The organism is Streptomyces sp. NPDC051976 (assembly GCF_040680795.1).
Lineage (GTDB): Bacteria > Actinomycetota > Actinomycetes > Streptomycetales > Streptomycetaceae > Actinacidiphila.
On the sequence record NZ_JBFAXL010000016.1, the window covers coordinates 20,825 to 45,873 of the forward strand.

The 25,049-nt window shown below is 71.6% G+C and carries 25 protein-coding genes and 1 riboswitch; of the genes, 14 read left to right on the plus strand and 11 right to left on the minus strand.

What is annotated here, in order from left to right; all coding sequences use genetic code 11:
- Positions 1 to 2: 2 nt before the first annotated feature.
- Positions 3 to 1,769, minus strand: coding sequence for a VCBS repeat-containing protein (locus AB0M29_RS18230; RefSeq protein ID WP_365383656.1), 1,767 nt, complete (start codon positions 1,767 to 1,769; stop codon positions 3 to 5).
- Between the two features lie 205 nt (positions 1,770 to 1,974).
- Here AB0M29_RS18230 and AB0M29_RS18235 point away from each other — a divergent pair, with 205 nt between their 5' ends.
- Positions 1,975 to 2,310 carry a cupin domain-containing protein gene (locus AB0M29_RS18235; RefSeq protein ID WP_365383658.1) on the plus strand — a complete coding sequence of 112 codons (336 nt, stop codon included), beginning with the start codon at positions 1,975 to 1,977 and terminating at the stop codon, positions 2,308 to 2,310.
- A 43-nt stretch (positions 2,311 to 2,353) separates the two neighbouring features.
- Here AB0M29_RS18235 and AB0M29_RS18240 read toward each other — a convergent pair whose 3' ends face one another.
- Positions 2,354 to 3,181: a MarR family transcriptional regulator gene (locus AB0M29_RS18240; RefSeq protein ID WP_365383659.1), complete on the minus strand. Its 828-nt coding sequence runs from the start codon at positions 3,179 to 3,181 to the stop codon at positions 2,354 to 2,356.
- A 117-nt stretch (positions 3,182 to 3,298) separates the two neighbouring features.
- Between AB0M29_RS18240 and AB0M29_RS18245 the strand changes: the two genes are divergently transcribed.
- Positions 3,299 to 3,964: a methyltransferase domain-containing protein gene (locus AB0M29_RS18245; RefSeq protein ID WP_365383661.1), complete on the plus strand. Its 666-nt coding sequence runs from the start codon at positions 3,299 to 3,301 to the stop codon at positions 3,962 to 3,964.
- Positions 3,965 to 3,970: 6 nt separating this feature from the next.
- On the opposite strand, the gene AB0M29_RS18250 is transcribed toward AB0M29_RS18245, so the two are convergent.
- The gene (locus tag AB0M29_RS18250) at positions 3,971 to 4,498 is read right to left on the minus strand and encodes a DUF6817 domain-containing protein (protein ID WP_365383663.1); all 528 of its coding nucleotides are present in this window, start codon (positions 4,496 to 4,498) and stop codon (positions 3,971 to 3,973) included.
- A 287-nt stretch (positions 4,499 to 4,785) separates the two neighbouring features.
- Here AB0M29_RS18250 and AB0M29_RS18255 point away from each other — a divergent pair, with 287 nt between their 5' ends.
- A complete protein-coding gene (locus AB0M29_RS18255) occupies positions 4,786 to 5,970 on the plus strand; it encodes an ROK family protein (protein ID WP_365383665.1) in 1,185 nt (394 codons plus the stop codon).
- Between the two features lie 403 nt (positions 5,971 to 6,373).
- Positions 6,374 to 7,324 (plus strand): TauD/TfdA family dioxygenase, encoded by a 951-nt coding sequence (locus tag AB0M29_RS18260; RefSeq protein WP_365383667.1) that lies wholly within the window; start codon positions 6,374 to 6,376, stop codon positions 7,322 to 7,324.
- 70 nt (positions 7,325 to 7,394) lie between these two features.
- On the opposite strand, the gene AB0M29_RS18265 is transcribed toward AB0M29_RS18260, so the two are convergent.
- The 5 genes from AB0M29_RS18265 to AB0M29_RS18285 all read right to left on the minus strand — a co-directional run bounded on the left by AB0M29_RS18265 (position 7,395) and on the right by AB0M29_RS18285 (position 11,026).
- Positions 7,395 to 7,853 carry an Rrf2 family transcriptional regulator gene (locus AB0M29_RS18265; RefSeq protein ID WP_365383669.1) on the minus strand — a complete coding sequence of 153 codons (459 nt, stop codon included), beginning with the start codon at positions 7,851 to 7,853 and terminating at the stop codon, positions 7,395 to 7,397.
- A gap of 61 nt (positions 7,854 to 7,914) precedes the next feature.
- On the minus strand, positions 7,915 to 9,147 hold the full coding sequence (locus AB0M29_RS18270; RefSeq protein ID WP_365383670.1) for an acyl-CoA dehydrogenase family protein: 1,233 nt from the start codon (positions 9,145 to 9,147) through the stop codon (positions 7,915 to 7,917).
- Between the two features lie 14 nt (positions 9,148 to 9,161).
- Entirely contained in the window at positions 9,162 to 9,728 is a 567-nt protein-coding gene (locus AB0M29_RS18275) for a winged helix-turn-helix domain-containing protein (protein WP_365383672.1), read from the minus strand.
- Between the two features lie 345 nt (positions 9,729 to 10,073).
- Positions 10,074 to 10,850, minus strand: coding sequence for a glutathione S-transferase C-terminal domain-containing protein (locus tag AB0M29_RS18280; protein WP_365383674.1), 777 nt, complete (start codon positions 10,848 to 10,850; stop codon positions 10,074 to 10,076).
- Between the two features lie 110 nt (positions 10,851 to 10,960).
- Positions 10,961 to 11,026, minus strand: a complete 66-nt coding sequence (locus tag AB0M29_RS18285) for a putative leader peptide (protein WP_365383845.1) — start codon at positions 11,024 to 11,026, stop codon at positions 10,961 to 10,963.
- Between the two features lie 36 nt (positions 11,027 to 11,062).
- Positions 11,063 to 11,207, minus strand: a riboswitch (SAM riboswitch).
- 183 nt (positions 11,208 to 11,390) lie between these two features.
- Between AB0M29_RS18285 and AB0M29_RS18290 the strand changes: the two genes are divergently transcribed.
- The 3 genes from AB0M29_RS18290 (at position 11,391) to AB0M29_RS18300 (ending at position 14,840) form a co-directional block, all read left to right on the plus strand.
- Positions 11,391 to 11,978 (plus strand): DUF1707 and FHA domain-containing protein, encoded by a 588-nt coding sequence (locus tag AB0M29_RS18290; protein WP_365383676.1) that lies wholly within the window; start codon positions 11,391 to 11,393, stop codon positions 11,976 to 11,978.
- Between the two features lie 352 nt (positions 11,979 to 12,330).
- Positions 12,331 to 13,692: a bifunctional o-acetylhomoserine/o-acetylserine sulfhydrylase gene (locus AB0M29_RS18295; RefSeq protein ID WP_365383677.1), complete on the plus strand. Its 1,362-nt coding sequence runs from the start codon at positions 12,331 to 12,333 to the stop codon at positions 13,690 to 13,692.
- Positions 13,689 to 14,840 carry a homoserine O-acetyltransferase gene (locus AB0M29_RS18300; RefSeq protein WP_365383846.1) on the plus strand — a complete coding sequence of 384 codons (1,152 nt, stop codon included), beginning with the start codon at positions 13,689 to 13,691 and terminating at the stop codon, positions 14,838 to 14,840. Before AB0M29_RS18295 ends, AB0M29_RS18300 begins: the two co-directional genes overlap by 4 nt.
- A gap of 18 nt (positions 14,841 to 14,858) precedes the next feature.
- On the opposite strand, the gene AB0M29_RS18305 is transcribed toward AB0M29_RS18300, so the two are convergent.
- The gene (locus tag AB0M29_RS18305; protein ID WP_365383679.1) at positions 14,859 to 15,407 is read right to left on the minus strand and encodes an AAA family ATPase; all 549 of its coding nucleotides are present in this window, start codon (positions 15,405 to 15,407) and stop codon (positions 14,859 to 14,861) included.
- A 159-nt stretch (positions 15,408 to 15,566) separates the two neighbouring features.
- On the opposite strand from AB0M29_RS18305, the gene AB0M29_RS18310 reads away from it, so the two are divergent.
- The 7 genes from AB0M29_RS18310 (at position 15,567) to AB0M29_RS18340 (ending at position 22,336) form a co-directional block, all read left to right on the plus strand.
- Positions 15,567 to 16,313 (plus strand): SOS response-associated peptidase, encoded by a 747-nt coding sequence (locus AB0M29_RS18310; RefSeq protein WP_365383680.1) that lies wholly within the window; start codon positions 15,567 to 15,569, stop codon positions 16,311 to 16,313.
- Positions 16,314 to 16,464: 151 nt separating this feature from the next.
- A complete protein-coding gene (locus tag AB0M29_RS18315; RefSeq protein ID WP_365383682.1) occupies positions 16,465 to 17,256 on the plus strand; it encodes an SDR family oxidoreductase in 792 nt (263 codons plus the stop codon).
- Positions 17,257 to 17,288: 32 nt separating this feature from the next.
- Positions 17,289 to 17,996, plus strand: coding sequence for a hypothetical protein (locus AB0M29_RS18320; RefSeq protein ID WP_365383683.1), 708 nt, complete (start codon positions 17,289 to 17,291; stop codon positions 17,994 to 17,996).
- Between the two features lie 109 nt (positions 17,997 to 18,105).
- Positions 18,106 to 19,068 carry a sigma-70 family RNA polymerase sigma factor gene (locus tag AB0M29_RS18325; protein ID WP_365383684.1) on the plus strand — a complete coding sequence of 321 codons (963 nt, stop codon included), beginning with the start codon at positions 18,106 to 18,108 and terminating at the stop codon, positions 19,066 to 19,068.
- 121 nt (positions 19,069 to 19,189) lie between these two features.
- Entirely contained in the window at positions 19,190 to 19,513 is a 324-nt protein-coding gene (locus tag AB0M29_RS18330; protein WP_365383686.1) for a YciI family protein, read from the plus strand.
- A 50-nt stretch (positions 19,514 to 19,563) separates the two neighbouring features.
- Positions 19,564 to 20,745, plus strand: coding sequence for a DUF6596 domain-containing protein (locus AB0M29_RS18335; protein WP_365383848.1), 1,182 nt, complete (start codon positions 19,564 to 19,566; stop codon positions 20,743 to 20,745).
- Between the two features lie 124 nt (positions 20,746 to 20,869).
- Complete coding sequence (locus tag AB0M29_RS18340) at positions 20,870 to 22,336, plus strand: MFS transporter (protein ID WP_365383688.1); 1,467 nt, start codon at positions 20,870 to 20,872, stop codon at positions 22,334 to 22,336.
- Positions 22,337 to 22,431: 95 nt separating this feature from the next.
- Here the strand turns inward: AB0M29_RS18340 and AB0M29_RS18345 are convergent, their stop codons facing one another.
- Both AB0M29_RS18345 and AB0M29_RS18350 read right to left on the minus strand, forming a co-directional pair.
- Positions 22,432 to 24,117, minus strand: coding sequence for an NAD(P)/FAD-dependent oxidoreductase (locus AB0M29_RS18345; RefSeq protein ID WP_365383690.1), 1,686 nt, complete (start codon positions 24,115 to 24,117; stop codon positions 22,432 to 22,434).
- A gap of 137 nt (positions 24,118 to 24,254) precedes the next feature.
- A complete protein-coding gene (locus AB0M29_RS18350; protein WP_365383692.1) occupies positions 24,255 to 25,010 on the minus strand; it encodes a helix-turn-helix domain-containing protein in 756 nt (251 codons plus the stop codon).
- Positions 25,011 to 25,049: the final 39 nt, after the last annotated feature.

Here is a 25,049-nt window from a genome sequence, read left to right on the forward strand (position 1 = left end):
GGTCAGATCAGGTTGCTGTAGGTGTTCCAGCCGGCGGTGCCGATCTCCGCGCGGGGCTTGAAGGTGGCGGTGCCGGTGTGGCCGGAGCCGCTGTAGCGGTAGAGCCGGCCGCCGGAGGTGACCGCCACGATGTCGGCGCGGCCGTCGCCGTCGAGGTCGCCGGGGGCGGCGAGCTTGGTGTAGGTGTTCCAGCCGCCGCCGATGTCGACGCGGGCCTTGAACGGCGCCGTGCCGTTGCCGGTGCCCTGGTAGAGGTACAGGTGGCCGTTGGTGGCGCGGGCGACGATGTCGGCGAAGCCGTCACCGTTGATGTCACCGGCGCCGGTGATCTGGCTGTAGCCGCCCCAGCCGCCGCCGACCTTCACCCGGCCGTAGAAGTAGCCGTTGCCACGGCCCGTCAGGTTCCACAGCACGCCGCTGGTGTCACGCGCGAGCAGGTCGGAACGGCCGTCGCCGCTGAGGTCCCCGGGGCCGAACACCTTGTTGTAGATACCCCAGCCGGAGCTGAGGTAGGTGGGCTGGGAGCCGTCGTCGTCCCACAGTTGGCCGTTGTAGATCTCCAGCAGGGGGTCCCAGCCCTCGTCGGTCAGGGAAACGGGGGACAGCAGCTTGGAGCCCTTCCACCCACCGGCGCTGCCGAGCTGCCTGCGGGTGCTGACTGCGCCGGTGTTGTCGCCGTAGTAGTAATACAGGTTGCCCGACGACGTCTGGGCGAACAGGCTGTCCTTGCCCCACAGCTGCCCGTGGCCCTGGTCGGCGATGACCCGGCTGGTCCAGCCGTTGCCCTGGAACGCGCGCGGGGTCAGGGTGCCCTTTCCGCTGCCGTCGCCGTTGTACCAGTACAGGGTGCCGTTCGCTGCGCGGCCCATGAGCTGGCCGGTCGAGGCGTTGTCGTCGCCCCAGCCGATGAGCTGGTTGTAGATGTTCCATCCGGTACCGATCTTCACCCGGGCCGCCAGCGGATGGGCCGAGGTGCCGTCCAGCTGGTACATCCACAGGCCGCCGTCGAGGTCGCGCGCGACGAGGGTCTCGTGGCCGGTGCCCGTGATGTCTCCGGCACCGACCAGTTGGTCGTAGATGCCGTATCCGTGGCCGACGTCGATCCGGGCGTGGAAGGGGGCGGAAGCGTTGCCGGTGCCCTTGTACAGGTACAGGTCACCGGCGGGGGTACGGGCCAGCAGGTCGCCCCAGCCGTCGCCGTTGGTGTCGCCGACGGCCACGACCTGGTTGTAGATCTGCCAGCCGTTGCCGGTCCAGATCGGGGTGCCGTTGATCAGGCCGTCGATGGAGAACATGTTCAGACGACCGGACTCGGTCAGGCCGAGCACCTCGTCGCCGACCGAACTGCCCGTCAGATTGCCCGGCGTGATGATCGACCGGTACAGGACGCTGGGCGTGCCGAGCTCGGTGTAGCCCTTCTGGCCCTGCGTGATCTTGGCGCTGCTCAGCACGGCGACGCTGTGGTCGCCGTTCTCCACCAGCAGGTCGCTGTAACCGTCGCCGTCGTAGTCGTACCGCGGCGTCTTCAGCGCGGTGCCGGCCGCCGTCGAGTACGAGGACTTCTTGTGCTTCTGCAGCGTGAACGTCGGATGCGGCGCAGCGGGCCGCGCCGCATCCGGCCTGACGTGGTGCGGCGCGCCACTGTCGGCGCTCGCGATACCGGCCGGGCCCAGCGCGAACGCGCCCACGGCCATGACACCGGTCGTGCAGACCGCGACCAGACGGCCACCACGGCGCGTACGGGTGCGCGCCGAAGAACGAGAAAACATGATCCCCCCACGGGATATGGAACCGGACGAACAGATGATCCACCCGGGTCAGGTGAGTCTAGGGGTGCGGTCTGACATCCCCTCAACGCACCCACCCACGAAGCCGTCGCGCGCAGCGGCCGCGTCCTCCGCACGGATACCCTGGGCTCGCCGTCGCGGGTCCGGCCCGTGGGCGCCCGACCCGCTGCCGTCCGGAGGCCGCACGATGAAGGATGAGCACGAGTTCTTCCCGCCCGACGCCATGCCGTGGCGGGACGGGCCGCTGCCGGGGACGGCGGAGAAGGTCCTCAGCCAGGACCCGGACGATCCGGACGTGCTCACCCGGTTGGCCCGCTGGTCGCCCGGTTTCGCGACCTCGGACGGCGTGATCCGGCACGAGTGGGCGGAGGAGGTGTACCTGCTCGAAGGGGAGCTGTACGACATGACGCTGGAGCGGGTCTTCCACGCCGGGCACTTCGCCTGCCGTCCGCCGGGCATGCCGCACGGTCCGTACCGTACGACGACCGGATGTGTGATGGTGGAGATCCGCTACCGCGCCTGAGTGCCGGGCAGGGGTGTGCGGGGATTCGCCGTACGGGACGGCGTCACCGTGACCCCGCGGCCACCAGCGTCGCGGTGAGGGGTTCGAGTACGGCCACCAGTTCGTCGAGCTCGGCGGGCGAGAGCGCGTCGTAGGGCGGGGTGGCGAGTGCGTCGGTGAGGGCTTCGATACGTTGCTTGGTCTCGCGGCCGGCCTCGGTGAAGTGGCCTTCGGCGTCGACGAGTCCGCGCTCGCGCAGGCCGTCCATGACCGCGGCCAGCCGCTTCTTCGGCAGGTGGTGGATGCGGCCGAACGACTCCGGCGGGTGGATGCCCTGCGCCAGCGCGTCGAGGACGTGCGCCTCGGTGCCGCCGATGCGCGCGCCGACCAGAGCGGCGACGTGCCCGTCGGCGCGGTGCTCGCGCAGCATGTTCGCGCAGTGCCACAGCCGGGTGACCGGGTCGCCCGGCACCGGAAGGGCGCGCAGCCCGGCGTACATCACCCGGCCGGCCGTGGGCGCGCTCGTCGCCGCCTTGGCGGTCAGGTCTGCGGCGCGCACCAGGCCCGGGGAGCCGGCCAACTCGTCGCCCAGGATGCGCCGTACGGAGGCCGCGCTGCCCCGCTGCCGTGCGGCGAAGGACGCCTCGGGCGGGATCGTCTCCCACGCGCGGGGGATGTGCCGTGCGGCCTCCCCGTCGGCGAAGCTGTAGAACGCCGCGTGTACGACCTCCGCCGGCACCCGCCCCAGCGGCGCGGCGCGGCTGGCGAAGTAGCCGTCCCAGTAGGTGGGGTGGCCGAGGGCCGCCAGCTCGTCGTTGCACTCGTCGGCGAGGTACGAGACCAGGCAGATCGGCTCGATGAGCCCGAACATGCGGCGGGCTGTGTGCGTCATGGTCTGCATCATGCCCGTCGCCACCGACAACGCGGCCAAGTCCGCGGCCCAGCCGGGACACCCGGATCGTCGGGGCAGGGGGCCAGGTACGCGGCCGGGCCCGGGTAGCCTGCGGGGGTGGGAGACGGAACGAGCGCCGACGGCTGGCTGGAAGACACCCGGACGTCGTACGACACGGTGGCCGCGAGTTACGCCGACAAGGTGCGCGACCTCCTGGACGAGACGCCGGAGGAGCGCGCTGTCCTGGCGCTGTTCGCGGATCTGGTGCGCGCCGTCGGCGGGGGCCCTGTCGCGGACGTGGGATGTGGTCCGGGCCGGATCACGGCTCATCTGGGTCAACTGGGCGTGGACGCCTTCGGGATCGACCTGTCGCCGGGGATGATCGCGGTGGCCCGGCGTGAACACCCGGGTCTGAGGTTCGAGACCGGATCCATGACCCGACTCGACCTCGGCGACGGATCGATGGCCGGACTCGTCGCCTGGTACTCGCTGATACATGTCCCCGACGACGAGATCAGCACGGTCCTGGGGCAATTCCATCGCGTGCTGCGGCCCGGCGGCCCGTTGCTTCTCGGCTTCCATGTCGGGGACGAGTCGACACTGAAGACGGAAGGGTACGGCGGCCACCCGATGAAGGTCTACGTGCATCGGCGCCGGCAGGGCGAGATGAGTGCCTGGCTCGACGACGCCGGCTTCACCGTCGAGGCGCACAGGACTCTCACCTCGGCCGAGAGCACCCTCGGGGGGATCCTCCTCGCGCGCCGCCGGCCCGCCACCGGGTGAGGGCCCTCATCCCAGCACACCGCGGCAGTGCGCCCAGGCCGGCTCGGACAGCAGCGGCCGCCATCGGGTGAACAGGCCGAGAAGGTCCGCCCCATGGCGGGTGCGGACGTCCGGGCTGACCGCGGCGATGTCCAGCTCGTTGGCGGCGGTGAGTTCGGCGAAGTCCCGACGGGCCGCGAGGCCGGGAACCGTCCGTGTGCCGGTGAAGCGGTCGACGAACTCGCCGCGGTCGTCGGCCAGTTCCGCGTAGGAGGACTTGCGGTCGCAGGAGGCGTAGAAGTAGACGAGCGCTTCGGCCTCGACGCCGATCGCCTCGACCAGTTCTGCCCGGCGCCCCAGGTCCAGCAAGGCGACCGGGAATCCGTCGGTCCCGTAGAAGGCGTGGCACAGTCCGGCCGACGCGAGTGCCGGGCGTCCGCCCCACGAGGTGAGAAGGGAGCTGACGCGCTGAAGGTGCGCCAGCAGGGTTCCGCCCGGGTGCTCGATCGTGTCGGCGCCCGCCGCCCGCAAGATCGCCAGTGCCTCTGTGGTCATCTCCACCCCACCCGTCCCATCGGTCGCCGTCGTACCGGAGAGCACTTCCGATCGTAGGACGCCCCTCATGAGACCTGCCGTACGGGCCCGGAAGCGGTCGTCGGAAGGCGCCGGACGGCGGCTTCGCACAACTGCCACCACCTCGTAACGCTGATCCATTGACCAGGCATGGAGTCCTTGCGAACATCTGCGCAGCACGTCGCCGAACCGTCCGCACTGCCGGTAGCCCCTCGGCGCCGGGGCTTGCGGTGCTGCCGTGTGGCCGACTCCGGACCGAGGGATCATCGATGCGACCCATGCTCATCGCGAAGCCGGGCGGGCGACCCGCCGCCGACCGGCGCGACGGCGCGGCCGCCGTGCTGCGGGCCGTGCTGCACGGCGGTCCGTTGGCCCGCACGTCGATCATCAAGGAGACAGGGCTCAGCGCGGCCGCCGTGTCGCGGCACGCGGCCGAACTGTCCGCGATGGGACTGGTCTGCGAACCGCCGGAACCGGTCCACAGCCCCCGGCCGGGACGCCCCCGCATCCCGCTGGACATCGAGACCGCGCATCACGCCGCCGCGGGCGTGCACATCGCCGCGCGGCGGCTCACGTTCTCGCTCACCGATCTGCGCGGGCGCGTCATCGCCAGTGAGCGCGTGCCACGGCGGCCCCACCACAGCACCGTCCTCCACGACATCGCCGCGCGGCTGCCGGGCTTCCTGCGGCGGCACGCGAACGGGCGCTCGGTGCTGGGGCTCGGTGTGGTCACCGGCGGCTGGGTGGATCCCCGCGCGGGGATCCTGGTGGAGAACGCGGCCCTCGGCTGGCGCGACGTGCCGCTGCGGCACGCCCTGCAGCCGCTGGTGGGGCTCCCCGTGCACGTGGAGGGCCACGCCCGCGCGCTGGCCCGCGCGGAACTGCTGTTCGGCGCGGTCGGCGGTGGCGACCTGCTGCATCTGTTCGTGGGCAACGCGGTGGACGCGGCGATCACCACCGGCGGCGCCCTGCTGCAGGGCCGCGGTTACGGCGCCGGCGGCGTGGCGCACCTGCCCGTCCCCGAGTCCGCCGAGTCGTGCCCGTGCGGGCGCAGGGGCTGCCTGCAGGCCACCGTCTCCGACCGCGCCGTCGCGCGGCGCGCTGTCGCCGGGGGCGTCATCCCGCGCCCCGACCTGCCGCTCCTTCTGCGGGCCGCCGGGGACGGCGATGCCCGGGCGGTGGAGCTGTGCCGCGCCCGGCTGCGGTTCCTCGCGCGGGCGGTACGGCCGATGCTGGACGTGCTCCGCCCGGACGCCCTGGTGCTGACCGAGGCCGTCACCCGCCATCTCCCGCAACTGCTGCCCGAGTTGACCCGCGAGCTGGACGGTGCGGGCGATGTCGTACGGGTTGGCTCCTTCGGTACGGACACGCTCGCGGTGGCGGCGGGCGCGCCGGTTCTCGCGGCCGTCTACCAGGACCCGCTGGGACTGCGTACGGCCGGCCGCGGCCGATGAGCGGCGCGCGGACGGAGTTTCTTCCACGTCGCCAGAAAACATTGCCCGTGCCGTGCGGAGGCAGGAAGCTTGTTCCCATGTACGCGCAGATGAAGGCCACGATCCGGGGCGCCGCAGGCCGGCACACCGTGAACGCCTTCCGTGCGCACCACTTCGCCGGGCTGGGCTGTCGCGCCCGCTGACCGGCATGCCCCGCCGACGGCCGCACCGGTGACCGCACCGCGGCACTGACAGCCGTCACATCCCCCTTTCCCCCGACCCCGCGGCAGCGGCATGGGCAATCGGCAGCGGCATGGCCGGATCGCGCCCGCATGCCCGTACGCGGACGGCGGGTGACACCTGCCCGCGCCCCGTCGCGCCCGCGCACTACCCCCACCGGACTGCCCGAAAGGACACCATCAGCATGAGCACGTTCTCCGTACGCCCCGTCGCCGGTCACATCGGCGCCGACATCGACGGCGTGGACCTCGCCGAACCGCTCTCCACCGAGACCGTCACCGCGATCACCGAGGCCCTGCACCGGCACAAGGTCGTCTTCTTCCGCGGTCAGCGCCTCGACCACGCCTCCCAGGTCGCCTTCGCCCGCCAGTTCGGTGACCTCACCTACGCCCATCCCCACGACGACACCCCGCCGGAGGACCACCCGGAGATCTTCACCATCGATCCGCGCCGCTTCGAGCAGCGCTACGGCAAGGACTTCCGGGAGGAGTACCGCAAGCGCCAGTACAGCTACTTCGACGGCTGGCACACCGACGTCACCGCCGCGGTGAACCCGCCCGCGGGATCCATCCTGCGCGCCGAGACCGTACCCGAGTTCGGCGGCGACACGCAGTGGACCAACCTGGTCGCCGCCTACGAGGGACTGTCCTCCCCGGTCCGGGCCTTCGTGGACACCCTGCGTGCCGAGCACCGCTACGGCGGCAGCCGCCCGGTGGACGGCGACAGCGCGTACGCCCGGCGCATCAACGACAACCTGCTGGTGGCCGTCCACCCCGTGGTGCGGGTGCACCCGGCGACCGGGGAGCGCGCGCTGTTCGTCAACCCGGGCTTCACCAGCCACATCGTCGATGTCACCACGAGTGAGAGCAAGCGCCTCCTGGACCTGCTCTATGCCGAGATCACCCGTCCCGAGTACACGGTGCGCTTCCGCTGGGAGCCCGGGCACGTGGCTTTCTGGGACAACCGGGCCACCGCGCACCTCGCCCCGCGCGACCTCGAACACCTGGACGTCGAGCGGCGGCTGCACCGGGTCACCCTGATCGGCGAGACTCCGGTGGGCCCTGACGGCCGCGAGTCCGAGCTGGTCTCCGGGCGCCCCTTCACCGCCGATCACCGGGTCGCCGTCGCCTCCTGAGGTCACGGGACGCACCGGTCGGCGCCGTGCGGGAGCACTCCCGCGCGGCGCCGACCGCGCCGCAGGCGTGTCAGGGATTGACCCAGGCGCCCGGGGCGTGGATCAACGCGGAGACGTCGGCGGGCAGTTGGGCGGAGGCGACCTCGGCGAGGGAGACGCCTTCGAGGATCTCGCGCACGTGGGAGCGCAGCGCGATCCACAGGGGGAGCAGTGACTCGGCGGGGCCGGTGTAGGACAGCTCCGGCGGGCGGACTCCTCGTACCGAGACCAGCGGTCCGTCCACGGTGCGGATCACGTCGGCGACGGTGATGTCCCCGGCGGGCCTGGCCAGCCGGTAGCCACCGTTGGCGCCGCGCTGGCTCAGGACGAGACCGCCACGGCGCAGATCGTTCAGGATGCTCTCCAGGAACTTGTGCGGGATGTCCTGGGCATCGGCGATGGCCTCGGCCTTCAGCGGCCCGTCGTCGTGTGCCGCGGCGAGCTGCAGCGCGGCTCGTACCGCGTAGTCCGCCCTGGCTGAGATCCGCATGTGCGCATTATTCCCTAGTGCGTCGGTCGGGTGTTTCGCTGCCCGGCGGCTGTCCACGCTCTCAGAACGGCAGGACGAACGGCGGGTGCGCGTCGTTGAGGAAGTAGTCCCCGACCTCGCGCAGCCGGTGGGCGACGGGCTGGTGCAGTGCGTGGGTGCGGGCGTTGCGCCAGAAGCGGTCGAATCCCAGCCTGGACGACGCCGAGCGGACGCCGATGACATCGAGGGCGCGGGTGGTGGACTCGTGCGCGGCCCTGGAAGCGGCCGATTCGGCCATGGCCACCAGGGCCGAGGTCTGCGCGTACTCGTCGTACGTGACGTCCTCGCCGCGTGCCAGTGCCCCGTGAACGGCCTCCAGCGCCTGCTCGTTCAGTGCGGAGGCGGAGCGGGCGAGGATGGTGAGTTCTCCGTAGGCGCTCAGCAGCTCCGGGTCCTGGGAGGAGTCGGCGCGCCAGGCCGAGCGGCCCGCCCTGCTGTACTCACGGGCTTCGGCGAGGACTCCCTCGGCGATGCCGAGCAGGAGCTGGACGGAGAGCAGACGCCCGAGCGGCGACGTGAGCGCGGTACGGGGCGACAGGACGCCCTCGTCCGCGGACAGGGAGCCGAGCACGTCATCGGCGACGACGGGTACGGCGTCGAACTCCACGCTGCCGCCTGCCGCGAGCCGCTGGCCGAAGGTGCCGGCGTCGTCGTCGACGCGCACCCTGGGGTCGGCGGTGTCGACGACGACGGCGAAGGGCTCGCCGGTGTCGGCCCGTTGGGCCCGTACGAGGAGACGGTCGGCGACGAGGGCCCCGGTGGTGAAGCTCTGCCGACCGTCGAGCACATGGCCGCGGGCCGACCTGGCCAGTGTCAGCGGCAGTTCCTGGTCGGCGACACCACCGCCCCAACACCAGTCCGCCGCCGCGGACTTCCGCTCGATCCGGGCGGCGAGAGCGGGCACCGTGAGGAACCGCGCGCCGGACGACAGGAAGTAGTGACAGCCGAGCAGTTGCCCGATCGCGCCGTCGGCGGCGGCGATCTCCCGTACGACGGCGTAGGCCGTGGGCCAGTCCCCGCCGCCGCCACCGAGCTCAGCCGGTACGAGGAGCCTCAGCAGCCCCGCCTCCCGCAGCCGGGACACCTCGTCGACCGGGGCCTTGCCCGCCTGGTCCCTGGCCACCGCGTCCGTGGCCAGGTCGTCCGCCGTGTCGCGGGCCACCCGCAGCCAGTGCGCCCGGCCGGGACCGGCGGTCCGGTCGGAGGCGGGGTCGGAAGCCGGGACGGGTACGGACAGCGCCGTGGCAACGCCCATGGCGTGGGAACTCCTCAAGGTCGGCGGCGGGCATCGGGGTTGGGGCTCTCCTGCTGGTCGGGCACGTACTTGTAGCCCACCCGCCGTATGGTGACGATGCGGTGTCGGTACGACCCGAGCTTGCGGCGCAGCCGCGCCACGTGGACATCCACCGTGCGGCCGTCGCCGATGTGGTCGTAGCCCCAGATGTCGGCGATCAACTGCTCGCGTGAGTGCACGTGGTGGGGATGCCGTACGAGGTGGGCGAGCAGTTCGAACTCCAGGTAGGTGAGGTCGAGTTCGCGTCCGTCGACCTCGGCGACATGCCGCGCGGGATCGATGCGTACGCCATTGCCTCCGGCCTGTGGCGCGGGCGGGGTGTCCGCGTAGCCGACCGGTCGGATCCTTCGCCGCGGCACCTCCGCGGCGAAGAACTGCGCGGGGTCGGTGCCCTCGGGGACGAGCACGAGGTAGCCGATGAGGGGCGTGGTGCCGGGTTCCTCGGGGCCGCTGCGCGGGGCGTCGTCCAGGAGGCGGAGATGCCGCACGTCGGGCAGGAGTGCGTGCGGGACAGTGGTCTGAGCAGGGATTGCCGTGGTCATGGCGGTCGTCCTTCGCAGGTACGTCGGGCCATCAGGCGCGGTGGGACCGGCCGCCTGATCACCTGGGATGAGTCAGAAGCAGCGGAGTGACACGCGCGGGAAGTGAGTCGCGTGCCCTAGGCGCGACAGCAGGCGGCGCTGACGACGTGACCAAAGTCGACATGCCGACGACGTACGAGTCGTTGCTTGAAGGGCATGTGCATCATCCTGCGCACCCGAACGGCACCCCGTCAATGCTTTCCTAGTAAATCGATAGGAAATAAGGTGGCGGGGCGCCGTTCGGAGGCGTGCGGGGCGTCTCGTGGGCGAGCTGGACGGGTGTCCGCGTTCGCGGCCTCCAGGCTCTCAGGCCGCGTCGGCCCTGGTCCGGAAGGCGGGATGGTGGTCGCCCAAGCGGCGTACGTAGTCCCGGAGCCGGTGGTGCGAACCGAGGGCGCCGGCCGGGCCGAGATGGACGAGCGCCACCCACAGGTCCACGTCCGCGGCCGTCAGCTCATCGCCCAGCGCATACGGCTGCCCGGCGAGCCGGTTCTCCAGCAGGTCCAGCGCCGCCGCGCGCCCGGGGCCCTCGGCGTCCCGGGTGACCTCTCGGTCCAGCAGGTCACGCAGCGCGTCCACGTCCGCGGCGCGGGCCGGCGGGCGGAGCGCCGCGGGGCAGACCCCGTCGTCGCCGAACCGCAGGCCCGCCAGGTCGCGGAGGATGTCGCAGACCTGGTTGCTGACGACGCGTCCGGTCCACCGGTCGCACAGCGCGGGCGCGGTCAGCGGACCGTCGTAGTGGTACGCCGTGGCCTCGTACGCCCGGCGCAGTGCCGCGAACGCCTCGGGTGTCCCGGCGGGTCGCGGGGCCAGGACCGTGGTGGTGAGCGAGTCGTTCAGGCCGAGCAGGTCCACGCTGATGGACACGCGCAGCGAGCTCGGGCAGTTCTCCGTCAGGAACAACTGGTAGCGGTGCGGCGCCGGGTAGAAGCCGCCCGCCAGACCGACGCCGATACGGTTGTGGAAGCGGTGGGGGAGGGCGGACGGTGCGATCGCCGCGGGGCGATGGCCCGAGGTCGGCGAAATCTTGGTACAGGCGCTGGAGTTGTCTGTGCTGGAACAGTGCGCATGGCTGTCGGACATGACTCTCCCTTGGGGCGCGAGGAAGCCACTGCCGCCTTGTGGGCACCAGCGGCCGATGGGATGCGACTACGCTTCTGGCGCGGGTCCGGATCGTACGGACCGGTAGCGGATCAGTAAGCGCTGGAGACGCGCTGAAGATCGATGTGAAGGCGCCGCGTGAAGCCGTTCCAGGGCATTCCCACCAGTCCCACCTCCGGAGCTCGCGACACGCGAGACCACGCTTGCCCCGCCGCACCGGCAGGACCCGGTCGTCACCCGGGGCACCCCATCGCGGTGGAAGGGTTGCCTGTCAGCGGGCCGGGGCCGATGACCACAAGGGCGGGCGAACCCGCGCCGTGGGCGCTGACAATCGTGACCGTCCCCGTCAGTTTCGGCGCGGCCCGTGCGGCCGTCAAGAAGTTCGCGCACGCGGTCTCACCTGGTGGTCACGCGGGGAGATCACGCGTCGAGATCACCGTTGGACCGGCCTTCCGCGGTGAGGCGCATCGAAGCGGCCCGGTGTCGTGGACAGCCGTCTCCGCCCGGTGGACAATCTCCCTCGTGAGCCAGTATCAGGGTGAGGTTCCGCTCGCGCGGGCGTCCGACGCGGATCGCGACCACGTCCTGGAACTGCTGCGTACGGCAGCGGTTGAGGGACGGCTGTCGCACGAGACCTTCCTCTTCCGCATGGAGCGCGTGCTCGTCGCACGCGACCTGGCCCAACTGCGTTCCACGATCGCGGACCTGCCCGGGGCCGGGGCCGAGGCCGCTCCGCCGCCTGCCGCCCCGGCGTCCCCCGGCGGGTTGCGACGCTTCCTGCGCCGGGCGTCCGCCGCACCGACCCACCTCGCCCTCCGCATCCGCCGCCGCCACCGGATCCGCCACCTGCCCGTCCTCGCGCTGCCGCCGGCCGGCACACGCTCCCTGGTCATCGGACGCGCCTCCAGCAGCCATCTGCGGCTGTCCCACGAATCCGTCTCCCGCTCGCACGCCGTCCTCACCGCCGCCGTCGACGGCTGGTCCCTGTGCGACCTGAGTTCGCTGAACGGCACACGCGTGAACGGCCGGCGGCTGACCGGCCAGACGCCCGTCCGCCCCGGCGACTGGGTCACCTTCGGCAGGATGCACTTCCGGCTCGCCGCACCGTGACGGGGCGTCAAGGAGCTTGACGTAAGGGGTGGATGAAGCTCCGTGCTGCTCCGCTACACGGCACGGGCCCGCCGAAGGTGGTGGTGCGCGGCGCGCGGCTGTGGTTTCCTGGCCGCATGACGACCGTTCTCGTGACCCGCCGCCACGTGGACTACGTGCGTGTCACCAGCACGGGTTGTTGTTCCGTCGAGAGCTGACGCCCCGCTCCGGCCCCTGATCGTCCTTCCCCCGCGCGCCGCCGCATCGCGGCCGTGCGCTGCCTGCTTCGCCGTATCCCCGCATACCCCCGCATACCCCCGCTTGCCCCCGCACCCGGCGCACCCTCCTGCGCGCCGCCGTACCAGGGAGACCCATGAGCCAGCCCATCGACTCCGTCACCGCAGGTCATACGCCGGAGGAAGGCCCCGCCGGGCCGGACACCTCGGCGTGGTCGTTCGAGACCAAGCAGATCCATGCCGGTGCCGCGCCGGACCCGACCACCGGGGCGCGGGCGGTGCCGATCTACCAGACCACGTCGTTCGTGTTCCGCGACACCCAGCACGCCGCCGACCTGTTCTCGCTCGCCGAGCCGGGGAACATCTACACCCGTATCCACAACCCCACCCAGGACGTGTTCGAGCAGCGCGTCGCCGCGCTGGAGGGCGGCGTGGCGGCGGTGGCGCTCTCCTCGGGCCAGGCCGCGGAGACGCTGGCGCTGCTGACCCTGGCGTCCGCCGGCGACCACATCGTCTCCAGCACCTCCCTGTACGGGGGCACCTTCAACCTCTTCCGGCACACCCTGCCCAAGTTCGGCATCGAGGTCTCGTTCGTCGACGACCCGGACGACCTCGACGCCTGGCGGGCGGCGATCCGCCCGAACACCAAGGCGCTGTTCGCCGAGACCCTCGGCAATCCGCGCGGCAACGTCCTGGACGTCCGGGCCGTCGCCGACGTCGCCCATGAGGCGGGCGTGCCGCTGATCGTGGACAACACGGTGCCCACCCCTTATCTGCTGCGGCCGTTCGAGCACGGCGCCGACATCGTCGTCCACTCGGCGACCAAGTTCATCGGGGGCCACGGCACGACCATCGGTGGTGTCGTGGTCGACGGCGGCACGTTCGACTTCGGGCAACACGCCGACCGCTTCCCGGACTTCAACGAGCCCGACCCGAGCTACCACGGACTGCGCTACTGGCCCGCCCTCGGTCCCGGCGCCTTCGCGATCAAGCTCCGCGTCCAACTGCTGCGCGATCTCGGCCCCGCCATCGCCCCGCACTCGGCGTTCCTGCTGCTGCAGGGTGTCGAGACCCTCAGCCTGCGCATCGAGCGGCACTCGGCGAACGCCCAGGCGCTCGCCGAGTGGCTGGAGCAGCGCGACGAGGTCGCCGCCGTCCACTACCCGGGGCTGCCGTCCAACCGGTGGTACGAGGCCGGGCAGCGCTATCTGCCGCGCGGCGCCGGCGCCGTACTGGCCTTTGAACTGCGGGACGGGGTGGAGGCGGGCAAGCGCTTCGTGGACGCCGTGGAACTCTTCAGCCACCTCGCCAACATCGGCGACGTGCGCAGCCTCATCATCCATCCCGCGTCCACCACCCACAGCCAGCTGGACGAGGCGCAGTTGGCGGCCACCGGCACCTCCCCGGGCCTGGTGCGGCTGTCGGTCGGCATCGAGAACCTCGCCGACCTCAAGGCGGACCTGGAGGCGGGCTTCCGCGCGGCCAAGGGCGCGTCCTGAGCGCCGTACCCGCCACCGGCGTCCCTCTCCCGCCGGCCTCCGGGGCCTGGCGGGAGGGGGACGCTCCCGGCCGCCGTCAGTGGTACGTACGGGACAAGGTGCTGCCTTTGGAAGCGGGCGGGGAACTTCCCGGTGTGCGGCTGGCGTACGAGACCTGGGGGCGGCTCAACGCCGCACGCTCCAACGCGGTCCTGGTGCTGCACGCGCTCACCGGGGACAGCCACGCCGCCGGTACGGCCGGCCCGGGCCACCCGACACCCGGGTGGTGGGACGGCCTGATCGGGCCGGGCCGGGCCCTGGACACCGACCGCTGGTTCGTCGTGGCCCCCAACGTACTCGGCGGCTGCCAGGGCAGCACCGGCCCCTCCTCGCTTCGGCCGGACGGACGGCGCTGGGGCGGCAGCTTCCCGCAGCTGACGCAGCGCGACCAGGTCACCGCCGAGGCCGGGTTGGCGGACGCGCTCGGCATCGACCGCTGGGCCCTGGTGGCCGGCGGCTCCATGGGCGGCATGCGCGCCCTGGAGTGGGCCGTGTCGTACCCGGACCGCACCGACGCGCTGTTCCTGCTGGCCTCCACGGCCGCCGCCAGCGCCGAGCAGATCGCCTGGGCCACCATCCAACTGCACGCCATCCGCTCCGACCCGCACTGGAACGGCGGCGACTACCACGACGCCGCCCCCGCCCACGGTCCCCACACCGGCCTCGGCCTCGCCCGCCGACTCGCCCACGTCACCTACCGCAGCGAACCCGAACTCCACACCCGCTTCGGCCGCGCCCCCCAACCCGGCGAACACCCCTGGCACGGTGGCCGCTACCAGGTCGAGTCCTACCTCGACCACCACGCCACCAAGCTCGTCCACCGCTTCGACGCGGGCACCTACGTGACACTGACCGACGCCATGAACAGCCACGACATCGCCCGCACCCGCGGCGGCACCCGCCCCGCCCTCCGCCGCGTCACCGCCCGCACCCTGATCGCCGGAGTCGACTCCGACCGCCTCTACCCCCTCTCCCAGCAAGCCGAACTCGCGGCAGGCATCCCCGCCGCGGACCACGTACGCGTGATCCACTCCCCGCACGGCCACGACGGCTTCCTCCTCGAGACGCAGCAGGTCGCAGCGCTGATAGGGGAACTCCTCGGCCGGTGACCTCATGCGGGCCGCAGGTCAAGGCGCGGTGACGCTGTCGTTCGGCTCGAGGAGGTAGGTGCCCGTGGTGAGGCCGCGGAGGAGGGTGGCGGCGGTTGCCTCGGGGGTCAGGGGGGTGGAATCCAGTACGTGGGACTCGTAGACGCCCAGGTCGCTGAACTGGCCGTGCAGGGAGCGAATCGGCTCGGGGTCGGTCAAGGCGTTGTCGGTCCGGTTCGTTGCCCGTTGCAGTGTGGTGGGCTGGTCCGGCCGGAGGATGACGTAGGTCAGCGGCAGGGTCCTGGCTCGGCCGGCCTCGCGGAACAGGTCGATGAACCAGGGCCCGACGACGCCGTCGCAGATCACCTGGTAGCCGCCGTCGGCGTAGCCGAACGCCGCCGAGACCAGCACCCGCAGGACCACCTGGTTCTGCTGATGCGCTTCGGGCAGGTAGGGCGCGATCCAGCCCTGCTTGATGGAGTGCCAGAAGTCGTCGCTGTGCAGGTGGACGCTGGGAGCCAGGCGATCGGCCAGCAGATGGGCCACGGTGCTCTTGCCGGCTCCGGGCGGCCCGGTCAGGACGATCACCTGACCGCGGTGAGGGGACGTCCGGGAAGGAGGCGGCGGGTTCATGGCGCCACCTTGCCACGCTCGACCTCGCACCCTGTGGTGCGTTCCGCGGGAACACGCACCGCCCGGGGCCTGGCTTCCTGCTTCTCCGCAGGGCGGCCGTGGCAGGCTGGGGGTATGTGCGGTCGATACGCCTCCACCCGACGGCCCGAGGACATGGCCGGGCTCTTCCGCGCCGACGCGCCCCCTCCGGAGGAGGCGTTGCCGCCGTCGTGGAACGTGGCGCCGACCGACGACGTGTGGGCGGTGATCGAGCGGGTCGACCGGACGACGGGGGAGATCGAGCGGCGTCTGCGGGCGGCCCGGTGGGGTCTGGTGCCGTCCTGGGCGAAGGACCTGTCGATCGGCGCGAAGATGATCAACGCGCGGGTGGAGACGGTGCACGACAAGCCCGCGTACCGCCGGCCCTTCCTCAAGAGGCGGTGCCTGCTGCCCGCGGATGGCTTCTACGAGTGGCAGGCCGTCCCGGCCCGTGACGGGGCCAAGGCGTACAAGCAGCCGTACTTCATCCACCCCGAGGACCAGGCGCCGATGGCGTTCGCCGGTCTGTACGAGTTCTGGCGCGACCCGAAGGCGGCCGACGACGAAGCGGCCGTCTGGTGGACGACGTGCACGATCATCACCACCGAGGCCACCGACGCCGCCGGCCGGGTGCACCCGCGGATGCCGCTGACGATCGCCGAGCCGAACTTCGGCGCGTGGCTCGACCCCGCCCTGGAAGACCCCGACGAGATCCGGGCACTGCTCGCCGACCCCAGGGCCCGGCCGCTGGACGCCCGTGCGGTGACCACCGCCGTGAACAACGTCCGCAACAACGGCCCCCACCTCCTGGATGCGGCACCCCCCACGCAATCCGCAGGCTGAACCGCCGCGGTCGTGACCGCCGCAGCGATGAGTTTCGGGGTGAGCTCGCCTCTGTACAGGTATGAGCTCATCGCGCCGGTCACGGGCCACGCCGGTGGTCTCCGGAGCGGGTCGCCGTCTCGACGGCGTGAGCAACCGGAAAGAGAAGACCATGTTGCTGGAGAACAAGAACGTCGTCGTCTACGGGGCGGGCGGCGCGGTCGGGAGCGCGGTGGCCCGCGGTTTCGCCCGGGAAGGCGCCAGGGTGTTCCTGACCGCGCGGCATCTCGATGTCGTCGACACGGTCGCGAAGGAGATCTCCGCCGCCGGGGGAGCGGTCGAGACCGCCGTGGTGGACGCCGGGGACGAGACATCGGTGGCCGGGCACCTGGACGCGGTCGTCGCAGGTGCGGGCAGCGTCGACGTGTCGTTCAACGCCGTCGGCATCTCGCCCGTGGGGTTGCAGGGCATACCGTTCAGCGAACTGCCGGTCGAGGACTTCCTGCGCCCGGTCACCACGTACGCCCGGGCCCATTTCATCACCGCGAGATCCGCCGCACGGCACATGATCGCCCAGGGGGCGGGGGTGATCATGATGCACACACCCGAACCGGCCCGTATGCCGATGCCGCTGGTGGGCGGGATGAGCGTCGGATGGGCGGCGATGGAAGCGCTCAACCGCGCGCTGTCGGCCGAATGGGCCCAGCATGGTGTCCGCGCGATCTGCCTGCGGACGACCGGCATGGTCGAGACACCGGTCATCGACGTCGTGTACGGGCTGCACGCCGACGCGCTGGGGATCACCAAGGAGCAGTTCACCGCGCTGACGGGTGGCATGAGCCACCGCAAGCGCCCGACGACGCTGGCGGAACTCACGGAGGCGGCGGTGTTCCTCGCCTCCGACCGGGCATCCGGCATGACCGGCACCGTCGCCGACCTGACCGGCGGAGTCATCGTCGGCTGACCGGGTCACACCCCCGCGGAGGAGCAGGAGCAATGAACGATCTACTCGCGAGCGCCGTCGCCGCGCACGGCGGCATGGACCGGTGGAACCGGATCCGTACGATCACCGTCGACGCCGCCATCACCGGGGCCTTCTGGCAGCTCAAGGGACAAGGCGACGCCCTGAGAGACGTCCGCTTCGAGGTGGACACCACGCGGGAGCGGCTGACCATGGACTTCGTCGGCCAGGACCGGCGCTCGGTCTTCGAGCCGGACCGGGTCGTCCTGCAACGACCGGTCGGCACGGTGGCCGACGTACGCGACGACCCGGAACGGTCGTTCGACGGCCACCGGTTCGAGACGCCGTGGGACGACCTGCATCTCGCGTACTTCACCGGAGAGGCGCTGTGGACGTACCTGCACGTGCCGTTCCTGCTCACCTGGCCGGGTTTCGTCTGCGAGGAGATCGCCCCGATCGAGGCCGACGGTGAGAAGTGGCGGCGGCTGCAGGTGACCTTCCCGGACCACATCAAGAGCCACACCCGCACGCAGGTGTTCTGCTTCGGCCCGGACGGGTTGCTGCGCCGCCACGACTTCACCATCGACGTCGTCGGCCGGACGGTCGAGTCGCAGCTCCATGCCGCCGACCACCGCGACGTCGACGGCATCGTCATCCCCGCCACGCGACGGGCCTACGCCCCCATGGGCGACGACCAGATCGTGTTCGTCGCCATCGACATGGCAGACATCGCCGTCCGGTGAACTCGGCGGCGGAGGCGGGGGTGGAAGCGGATGCTTCGGCTGAGGCGGCACGACGCATGCGGCCCGACAGGGCGAGTCGCGCGCCCCGCCACCACGGAAACGGCGGATCATGCACACCATGACTGAGGCCGAGGCCGGCGAGGGGGACTTCGGAAGGCTGAGCGAGCCGTTCCGGCGTGAGCTGCTCGTCTACTGCTACCGCATGCTCGGTTCGGTCGACGAGGCCGAAGAGGTGGTGCAGGACGTCTACCTCGACGCCTGGCGTGCCTACGGCGGGTTCGAGGGACGGTCGTCGCTGCGTACATGGCTGTACCGCATCGCGACCCGGGCGTGTTTCAAGGCGCTGGAGAAGATCAGACGCAGGCCGCTGCCCGCGGATCTGGGCGCCCCCCAGACGGACCTCGACGCGCGGCTCGGCCCGCAGGCGCGGGAGGTGCCGTGGCTCCAGCCGATGCCCGACTTCCTGTTCACCGCCGCACCGGCGGATCCGGCGGCGGTCGTGGTGGAACGCCAGTCCATGCGGCTCGCGTTGGTGGGCGCCTTCCAGCAACTGCCGCCGCGGCAGCGGGCCGTGCTGATTCTCCGCGACGTGCTGCAGTGGCGTACCGCGGAGGTGGCGGGACTGCTGGAGATGACGACGGCGGCCGTCAACAGCGCGCTCCAGCGCGCCCGTTCCCAGGTTCCACTGAGCCAGGACAATCTGACCGAACCCGACGAGCCACGGCAGCGGGCCCTGCTCGACCGGTACGTCACCGCCTTCGAGACCGCCGACGTCGATCAACTCGTCGCGGTACTGACCGAGGACGCCCGGTGGGAAATGCCGCCGATCGCGACGTGGTTCGAAGGCCGCGACACCGTCCTCGCCTTCCTCGGCAAACAGATGCCGGTGGTCGGACCGGCCGCGCTGGTCCCCACCTCCGCCAACGGCCAGCCCGCCTTCGCGGTGTACGCCCGCGGCCGCGACGGCACCCGCCACCCCCACGCACTGCACGTCCTGACACTGACCACCGAGGGCGTCAGCCGGGTCGTCGCCTTCCACGGCTCAGGGCTGTTTCCCCTGTTCGGGCTCTGAGAGGGTCAAGGGCGTGTCCGACGCCGGGGCTGCCCAGCGGTCCGGGCACCCGCCGTACGCGACGGTGTGACGCCCTGACCGCGCGCCACACCGGCTTGACAGCACAGGAGATGATCCTCAGATGCAGTATCTGCTTTCCGTGATCCACGACGGGCCGAGCCTCGCCGACCCGGAGGAGGACGCCGCGATCGATGTGTTCAACGACCGGTTGCGGGACGAGGGCCACTGGGTCTTCGCAGGGGGACTCGGGGCGCCCGAGGCGGCGACCGTGATCGACAACCGGGGTGGGGAGGGGATGGTCACCGACGGGCCGTTTCTGGAGTCCAAGGAGTACCTCGCCGGGTTCTGGATCATCGAGGCGCCCGACGTGGAGGTGGCGCTCAGGCTCGCCCACGAGGGGTCGAGGGCGTGCAACCGGAAGGTCGAGGTACGGCCATTCATGTGAGTGAGGTGCGCGGGGCGGTCGTCCGGGCCCACCGTGCGGAGTGGGCCCGGATGGTCGCCGCTCTGACCCGGCGCTTCGGTGACCTCGACATCGCCGAGGAAGCGGCGGCCGAGGCGTTCGCGACCGCCGTGGAGCGGTGGCCGGCGGACGGCGTGCCCCCCAACCCCGGTGGGTGGCTGGCCACGACGGCCACCCGCAAGGCCATCGACCGGATCCGGCGGGAGAACAAGCGCGACGACAAGCACAGGGAGGCGGGGAGGGTGTACGACGACACCCCGCCGGAGCCCCTGGGCGCCATCGACGACGACCGGCTGCGGCTGATCTTCATCTGCTGCCACCCGGCGCTGGCGAGCGAGGCCCGCGTGGCGCTGACGCTGCGCATGGTCGGCGGTCTGACCGTGCCCGAGATCGCCCGGGCGTTCCTGGTGGCCGAGAGTGCCATGGGGCAGCGGATCACCCGGGCGAAGGGCAAGATCAAAGCGGCGGGCATCCCGTATCGCGTGCCGTCCGCGGAGGATCTCCCGGCTCGGGTCTCCGGTGTGCTCGCCGTCCTCTTCCTCGTCTTCAACGAGGGCTACCTGGCCAGCGGCCCCGACACCGATCCCGTACGGCACGAGCTGACCACCGAGGCGATCCGGCTCACGCGCCTGCTCCGCGCCCTCCTGCCGCGCGACGGTGAGGTGGCCGGGCTGCTGGCGCTGATGCTGCTCACCGAGGCCCGCCGCGCCGCCCGGGTCTCGCCCGGCGGCGAACTGGTGGCCCTCGGCGAGCAGGACCGAGGCGCCTGGGACGGAGAACTGATCGCCGAGGGCCACCGGCTGGTGCGCGAACGCCTCGCCGCTGCCGCCGCCGGGGCGGCCCCGGGCCGCTACCAGATCCTCGCGGCCGTCAATGCCGTGCACACCTCGGCCCGCGACATCCGCGACACCGACTGGTCACAGGTCCTCGCCCTCTACGACCAGCTCGTCCGCCTGGACCCCTCGCCCGTCGTCGCCCTCAACCGGGCCATCGCCGTCGCCGAACTCGACGGACCCGAGGTGGCACTTGCCCTCGTCGACCGCCTCGCCGGGGCCCTGGCCGGGTATCACGCCTACCACGCCACCCGCGCCGACCTGCTGCGTCGGTTGGGCCGGAGCCAGGAGTCCCGCGCCGCGTACGACAGCGCCATCGAGCTGGCGGGTAACACCGGCGAGATCGCCTACCTCACCCGCCGCCGCGACCAACTGGGCTAGCGGCGGCGTCGGAAGATCTCGAAGAAATTCCTCGCGGCGGTGTCGGATCGGGCCCTGGGCGTTCGTGGAGGGGGTGAGCGGCCGCCCACGAGGGGCGCCCCGGGGTAGGAGAAGGACGTTCCTCATGACCACCTTGACGGAGCCGGGCACCGTCGCGACACACCGCTCCCACCGCCGGATGTGGGTGATCCTGGGGCTGGTGCTGGTCGCCGACGCCCTCGATGTCATCGATGGGACGGTCACGAACATCGCGGCCCCCACCATCGCCGTTGACCTGCACGGCGGTGAGAGTCTGATCAAGTGGCTGGGTCCTGCGTACATGCTCGCCATGGGCGTCCTGCTCGTGGTCGGGGGACGGCTGGGCGACAAGTTCGGCCAGCGCAGGCTGTTCCTGATCGGCATGGGCGGGTTCACCGCGGCCTCGGCGGTCGCCGGATTCTCACCCGACCCGGCCCTGCTCATCGCCGCCCGCATCGCGCAGGGAGCGTTCGGGGCGCTGCTGCTCCCCCAGGGCATGGCGATCATGACGAAGATGTTCGACCGCGACATGCTCGCGAAGGCGTTCGGGCTGTTCGGCCCGGTGCTCGGCCTCTCCAGCGTCGTCGGCCCGGTCCTGGCCGGATTCCTCATCGGCGCCGACCTGTTCGGCCTGTCCTGGCGCCCGATCTTCCTCCTCAACATCGTCCTCGGCGTGGCCGGGCTGATCATGGCCAAGGGGATCCTGCCGCGTGACGGCGACGGCGAGGGCGAGGGCGACGGCGACGGGACCGGTGACGGCGACCGGTCCACCGTCGTCGACGTGTGGGGCTCCGGTCTGCTGGGGGCGGCCATGCTGGGGCTGCTGTACGGCCTGATCGAGGGCTCGACCAACGGCTGGGGTGTGCTCCCGGTCGGCTCGCTCGCCGCCGGCGTCCTGTTCTTCGCCGCCTTCGCCCACCGCCAGCGCACCGCGGCCCACCCGCTCGTCACGCCGTCGCTCATGAAGAACCGGGGTTTCACCTCCGGGCTGCTGGTGTGCCTGGTCGCCGTCGCGGCCGGTAGCGGACTGCTCTTCGTGCTGTCGCTGTTCCTCCAGGAGGGGCTGCACGTCAGCCCGAGGAACACCTCGCTCGGGCTGGTGCCGCTCACCCTGGGGCTGGTGGCCGCCGGGTTCGCCGCCATGGGCGGTCTGGTCGCCAGGTTCGGCCGTCGGCTCGTCTTCATCGGCCTCACCGTCGACCTCATCGGCTGCGGCTGGGTGCTTGGCCTGGTCGCTCACTCCGGGACGAACATCGGCCTCTGGGCGCTGGCCCCGGCGTTCTTCGTGATCGGCGTCGGCATCGGTCTGAGCTTCGCGACGATCCCCGTCGTCGCTCTCGGCGACGCGAAGCCCGACGAAGCCGGCAGCGCCAGCGGCTCGTTCAGCTCGATCCAGCAACTCGCCTCGGCCATCGGATCGGCCGCGGTCACGTCCGTCTTCTTCCGGGCCGCATCCTCCGGAACGGCCCATGCGATGACGGTCACCCTGGTCGTCGTGCTTGCCGTCACCGCCCTCAGCCTCCCGGTCGTCGCCCTGATGCCGCGTCAGGCGGCAGCGGAATCCGGTCAGTGAGCAACTGAGCCCGGCATCGCGGCAGTGCGGCAGGAGGCCCCTGGCCGGCGGAGACGCCGGCCAGGGGCCTCATGCCATCCCGGTCCTGGTGGCGCTCAGACCTGCGCGGACACCTCCGCCGCCACCCGCTCACCGGAGGCGACCGCCGAGTTGAGGGTCGCGTTGTCGACGTCGGTGTGCTCGCCCGCGAAGTGGATCCGGCCCTCCTGGACGCCCTCGTACCCGGCGATCGTCGTGTACTGGCCGGGCCGGTAGTAGTGGTAGGCGCCCTTGTGCCAGGGGTCGACGGACCAGTGGTCCTCGTAGGCGAGGCCGTTGAAGGCCGCGGTGGTGCCCGGGTAGACGTGTTCGATCTGGGTGAGGAACCAGTCCACGTCCGCGGACGGTGCCGGGCCGTGGGCGGCGCCGGTCAGGGTGGAGCGGGCGGTGTCGCCGCCGGGGAAGTTGACCAGCAGCGCGGGCGCGCCCTTGGCGCCGAGCTGGACCGAGCCGTCCCAGGACGTCTGGTAGCCGGTCGGACCGGTGTTGCTGACGCCGTTGTAGCCGGGGGAGGGCCACGTCTTGCGGGTGAGCTGGGTGACCAGCTTCGCGTTCTGCCCCATGCCCTGCTGCTGGATCGCGGTCAGTTTCAGCGCCGAGAGCCCCGACCGGGTCAGGTCCACGTCTCGCAGGGTGCTGAACGGCAGCGCGAGCACCAGGTGGTCGGCGTGGACGGTGACCGGCGCACCGCCGGAGCAGGTGAAGGTGCAGGTGTAGCTGGCGTCGCTGTTCCGTACCACCGCCACGAGTTGGTGGCCCTGCCGGACCGTACCGGAGGGCAGTGCGGCGACCATGCCACTGACCAACTGGTCGTTGCCGCCCACGAGGTGGTACTTCTCGTCGAAGCCGGCGCCGCCGTCGAAGGTCGAGGAACTGCCCAGGAAGCCGATCATGCCCAGCGCCGAGGAGTGCGCCGGTTCGCCGCCCGACTGGAGCTGGACCGACTGGATGAGCTGTCCGAGCGCGGAGCCGGAGGGCAGGCCGATCTCCGCGAGGTAGTCGAGGCAGGAGAGCCGGTCGAGCCGCTTCGCCTCGGCTGTGGAGCTGTTCCAGCGCGGGGTGCCCATCGCCGCGTACGAGGCGGCGAAGGCGTCGTACGCCTCGGCGACCCAGTCGCTCTGCTGCTGGTCGCCGTCGTAGCGGCCGCCGTTGATCCAGCCCGCGTACGTGCCCGCGTTGAGTGTGCCCCCGTTGGCGTACTCCGTTTTGAGGCCGAAGGACTTGGCGAGGCGGAGTACGGCGGTGTCCGTGGAGCTGATGAAGGAGCCGCCGTGCTCGCTGACCATGCCGCTGGCGAAGAAGTCGCGCAACGACCAGCAGCGGCCGCCGACATGGGTGGTGTCGGCCTCGTAAACCGTGGAGGCGATGGCCTGCGGGCCGGTCCACAGCTGGTGTGCGCAGCGCAGTCCCGCCAGGCCGGCGCCGACGATGACGACGCGCGGGGCCGTGGTGCCGGAATTTCTGGAGGGAGCGGGGGCGGCGGCGGCCCGGGTGGAGCCGGCGAGTGCCGCCCCGGCCAGGCCGAGGGCGGTGACGGCGCCTGCTCCCGCGAGGAGTTGACGGCGGTTCAGTTCCGTGGTGACACGGTCCGCGCGTTCGCCCGCGACCTCGGCGACGGGCATGCCGCGCCGCCGGGCCTCGCCGTGCAGCGAGAAGGCGAGCCCGAGCCGGTCGGGCAGGCCGGTGCGGGTCGTGGAGGTGGCCGGGGGAGTGGTGCTCGATCTGGCTGATTCCCGATGCATGAGAATCCCTCTCTGCGGATCGGACGGGGGATCGAACGAAGCTGACCGGGAGTGAAGTGCTTCCGCAACGCTGTTGTCAACAGTGTTGCGCTATCTGACGGACACCCGGCCCGGGCCGATGGCCCGCGCACCCCGCCTCACGCCCCGCCGCGCAGCTCCTCCACCCGCCGCTCGATCGCGGTGATCAGCGCATCGACCCTGGCCGCGTAGATCTGGTCCTGCGTCACCTCGGCCAGCTCCGTGGCCACCGCCGTGATGTGCGGGAACGCCTCCGGATCCACCAGGCGGTACTCCCGCTTCCAGGACGACTCGTCCGCCGCCCTGGCCTCGGCCGAGAAGAGCAGATACGCGGCGCGCTGGCCGACCAGGGCGAGCAGCGAGTCGCCCACCATCCGGTAGTGCAGCGCCGCCTCCGCGCCGCTGAGGCCGGCCTCGGTCACCGCGCCGAGGATGAGCTCGACGACACGGAACTCGTTGGCCCGCCGGGTCGTCCTGCTGGCCATGGCCGAGGCCACGGCCGGGTACTTGCGGGCCACCGCGAGCGAGCCGTCGGCCAGGGCGCGGATACGGTCCTGCCAGGCCAGCCCGTGCGGGATCCGGTCCAGGACTTCGCCGAGGGTGCGATCGGCGACCTCCAGCAGCAGTTCGTCCTTGTCGCGGAAGTGCCGGTAGACGGCCGTCGGGTCGGCGCCCAGCTCCTCTCCGAGACGGCGCACGGTGAAGGCGTCGGCGCTGCCGCGTGCGGCGATCCGCAGGCTGGCCTCGATGATCGACTCGGGCGTCAGATGACTGCCGGAACGCTTGGTCCGGCTGCGTGTCGCGGGGTTCGCGGCCGGCTTCCTGCCCGGCTCGGCGGTGGGGCCCGCGGCTTTGTCCAGGGGTGGCTTCGACATGGTGCGGCCAGTGTAACGATGGGGAGCGGATCTAGCGCA

Excerpts from the sequence above, each read along its gene's own strand:
- AB0M29_RS18230 (WP_365383656.1), bottom strand. The coding sequence starts at position 1,769 with ATGTTTTCTCGTTCTTCGGCGCGCACCCGTACGCGCCGTGGTGGCCGT.
- AB0M29_RS18235 (WP_365383658.1), top strand. The coding sequence starts at position 1,975 with ATGAAGGATGAGCACGAGTTCTTCCCGCCCGACGCCATGCCGTGGCGG.
- AB0M29_RS18240 (WP_365383659.1), bottom strand. The coding sequence starts at position 3,181 with ATGACGCACACAGCCCGCCGCATGTTCGGGCTCATCGAGCCGATCTGC.
- AB0M29_RS18250 (WP_365383663.1), bottom strand. The coding sequence starts at position 4,498 with ATGACCACAGAGGCACTGGCGATCTTGCGGGCGGCGGGCGCCGACACG.
- AB0M29_RS18255 (WP_365383665.1), top strand. The coding sequence starts at position 4,786 with ATGCGACCCATGCTCATCGCGAAGCCGGGCGGGCGACCCGCCGCCGAC.
- AB0M29_RS18260 (WP_365383667.1), top strand. The coding sequence starts at position 6,374 with ATGAGCACGTTCTCCGTACGCCCCGTCGCCGGTCACATCGGCGCCGAC.
- AB0M29_RS18265 (WP_365383669.1), bottom strand. The coding sequence starts at position 7,853 with ATGCGGATCTCAGCCAGGGCGGACTACGCGGTACGAGCCGCGCTGCAG.
- AB0M29_RS18270 (WP_365383670.1), bottom strand. The coding sequence starts at position 9,147 with ATGGGCGTTGCCACGGCGCTGTCCGTACCCGTCCCGGCTTCCGACCCC.
- AB0M29_RS18275 (WP_365383672.1), bottom strand. The coding sequence starts at position 9,728 with ATGACCACGGCAATCCCTGCTCAGACCACTGTCCCGCACGCACTCCTG.
- AB0M29_RS18280 (WP_365383674.1), bottom strand. The coding sequence starts at position 10,850 with ATGTCCGACAGCCATGCGCACTGTTCCAGCACAGACAACTCCAGCGCC.
- AB0M29_RS18295 (WP_365383677.1), top strand. The coding sequence starts at position 12,331 with ATGAGCCAGCCCATCGACTCCGTCACCGCAGGTCATACGCCGGAGGAA.
- AB0M29_RS18310 (WP_365383680.1), top strand. The coding sequence starts at position 15,567 with ATGTGCGGTCGATACGCCTCCACCCGACGGCCCGAGGACATGGCCGGG.
- AB0M29_RS18315 (WP_365383682.1), top strand. The coding sequence starts at position 16,465 with ATGTTGCTGGAGAACAAGAACGTCGTCGTCTACGGGGCGGGCGGCGCG.
- AB0M29_RS18320 (WP_365383683.1), top strand. The coding sequence starts at position 17,289 with ATGAACGATCTACTCGCGAGCGCCGTCGCCGCGCACGGCGGCATGGAC.
- AB0M29_RS18325 (WP_365383684.1), top strand. The coding sequence starts at position 18,106 with ATGCACACCATGACTGAGGCCGAGGCCGGCGAGGGGGACTTCGGAAGG.
- AB0M29_RS18330 (WP_365383686.1), top strand. The coding sequence starts at position 19,190 with ATGCAGTATCTGCTTTCCGTGATCCACGACGGGCCGAGCCTCGCCGAC.
- AB0M29_RS18335 (WP_365383848.1), top strand. The coding sequence starts at position 19,564 with ATGGTCGCCGCTCTGACCCGGCGCTTCGGTGACCTCGACATCGCCGAG.
- AB0M29_RS18340 (WP_365383688.1), top strand. The coding sequence starts at position 20,870 with ATGACCACCTTGACGGAGCCGGGCACCGTCGCGACACACCGCTCCCAC.
- AB0M29_RS18345 (WP_365383690.1), bottom strand. The coding sequence starts at position 24,117 with ATGCATCGGGAATCAGCCAGATCGAGCACCACTCCCCCGGCCACCTCC.
- AB0M29_RS18350 (WP_365383692.1), bottom strand. The coding sequence starts at position 25,010 with ATGTCGAAGCCACCCCTGGACAAAGCCGCGGGCCCCACCGCCGAGCCG.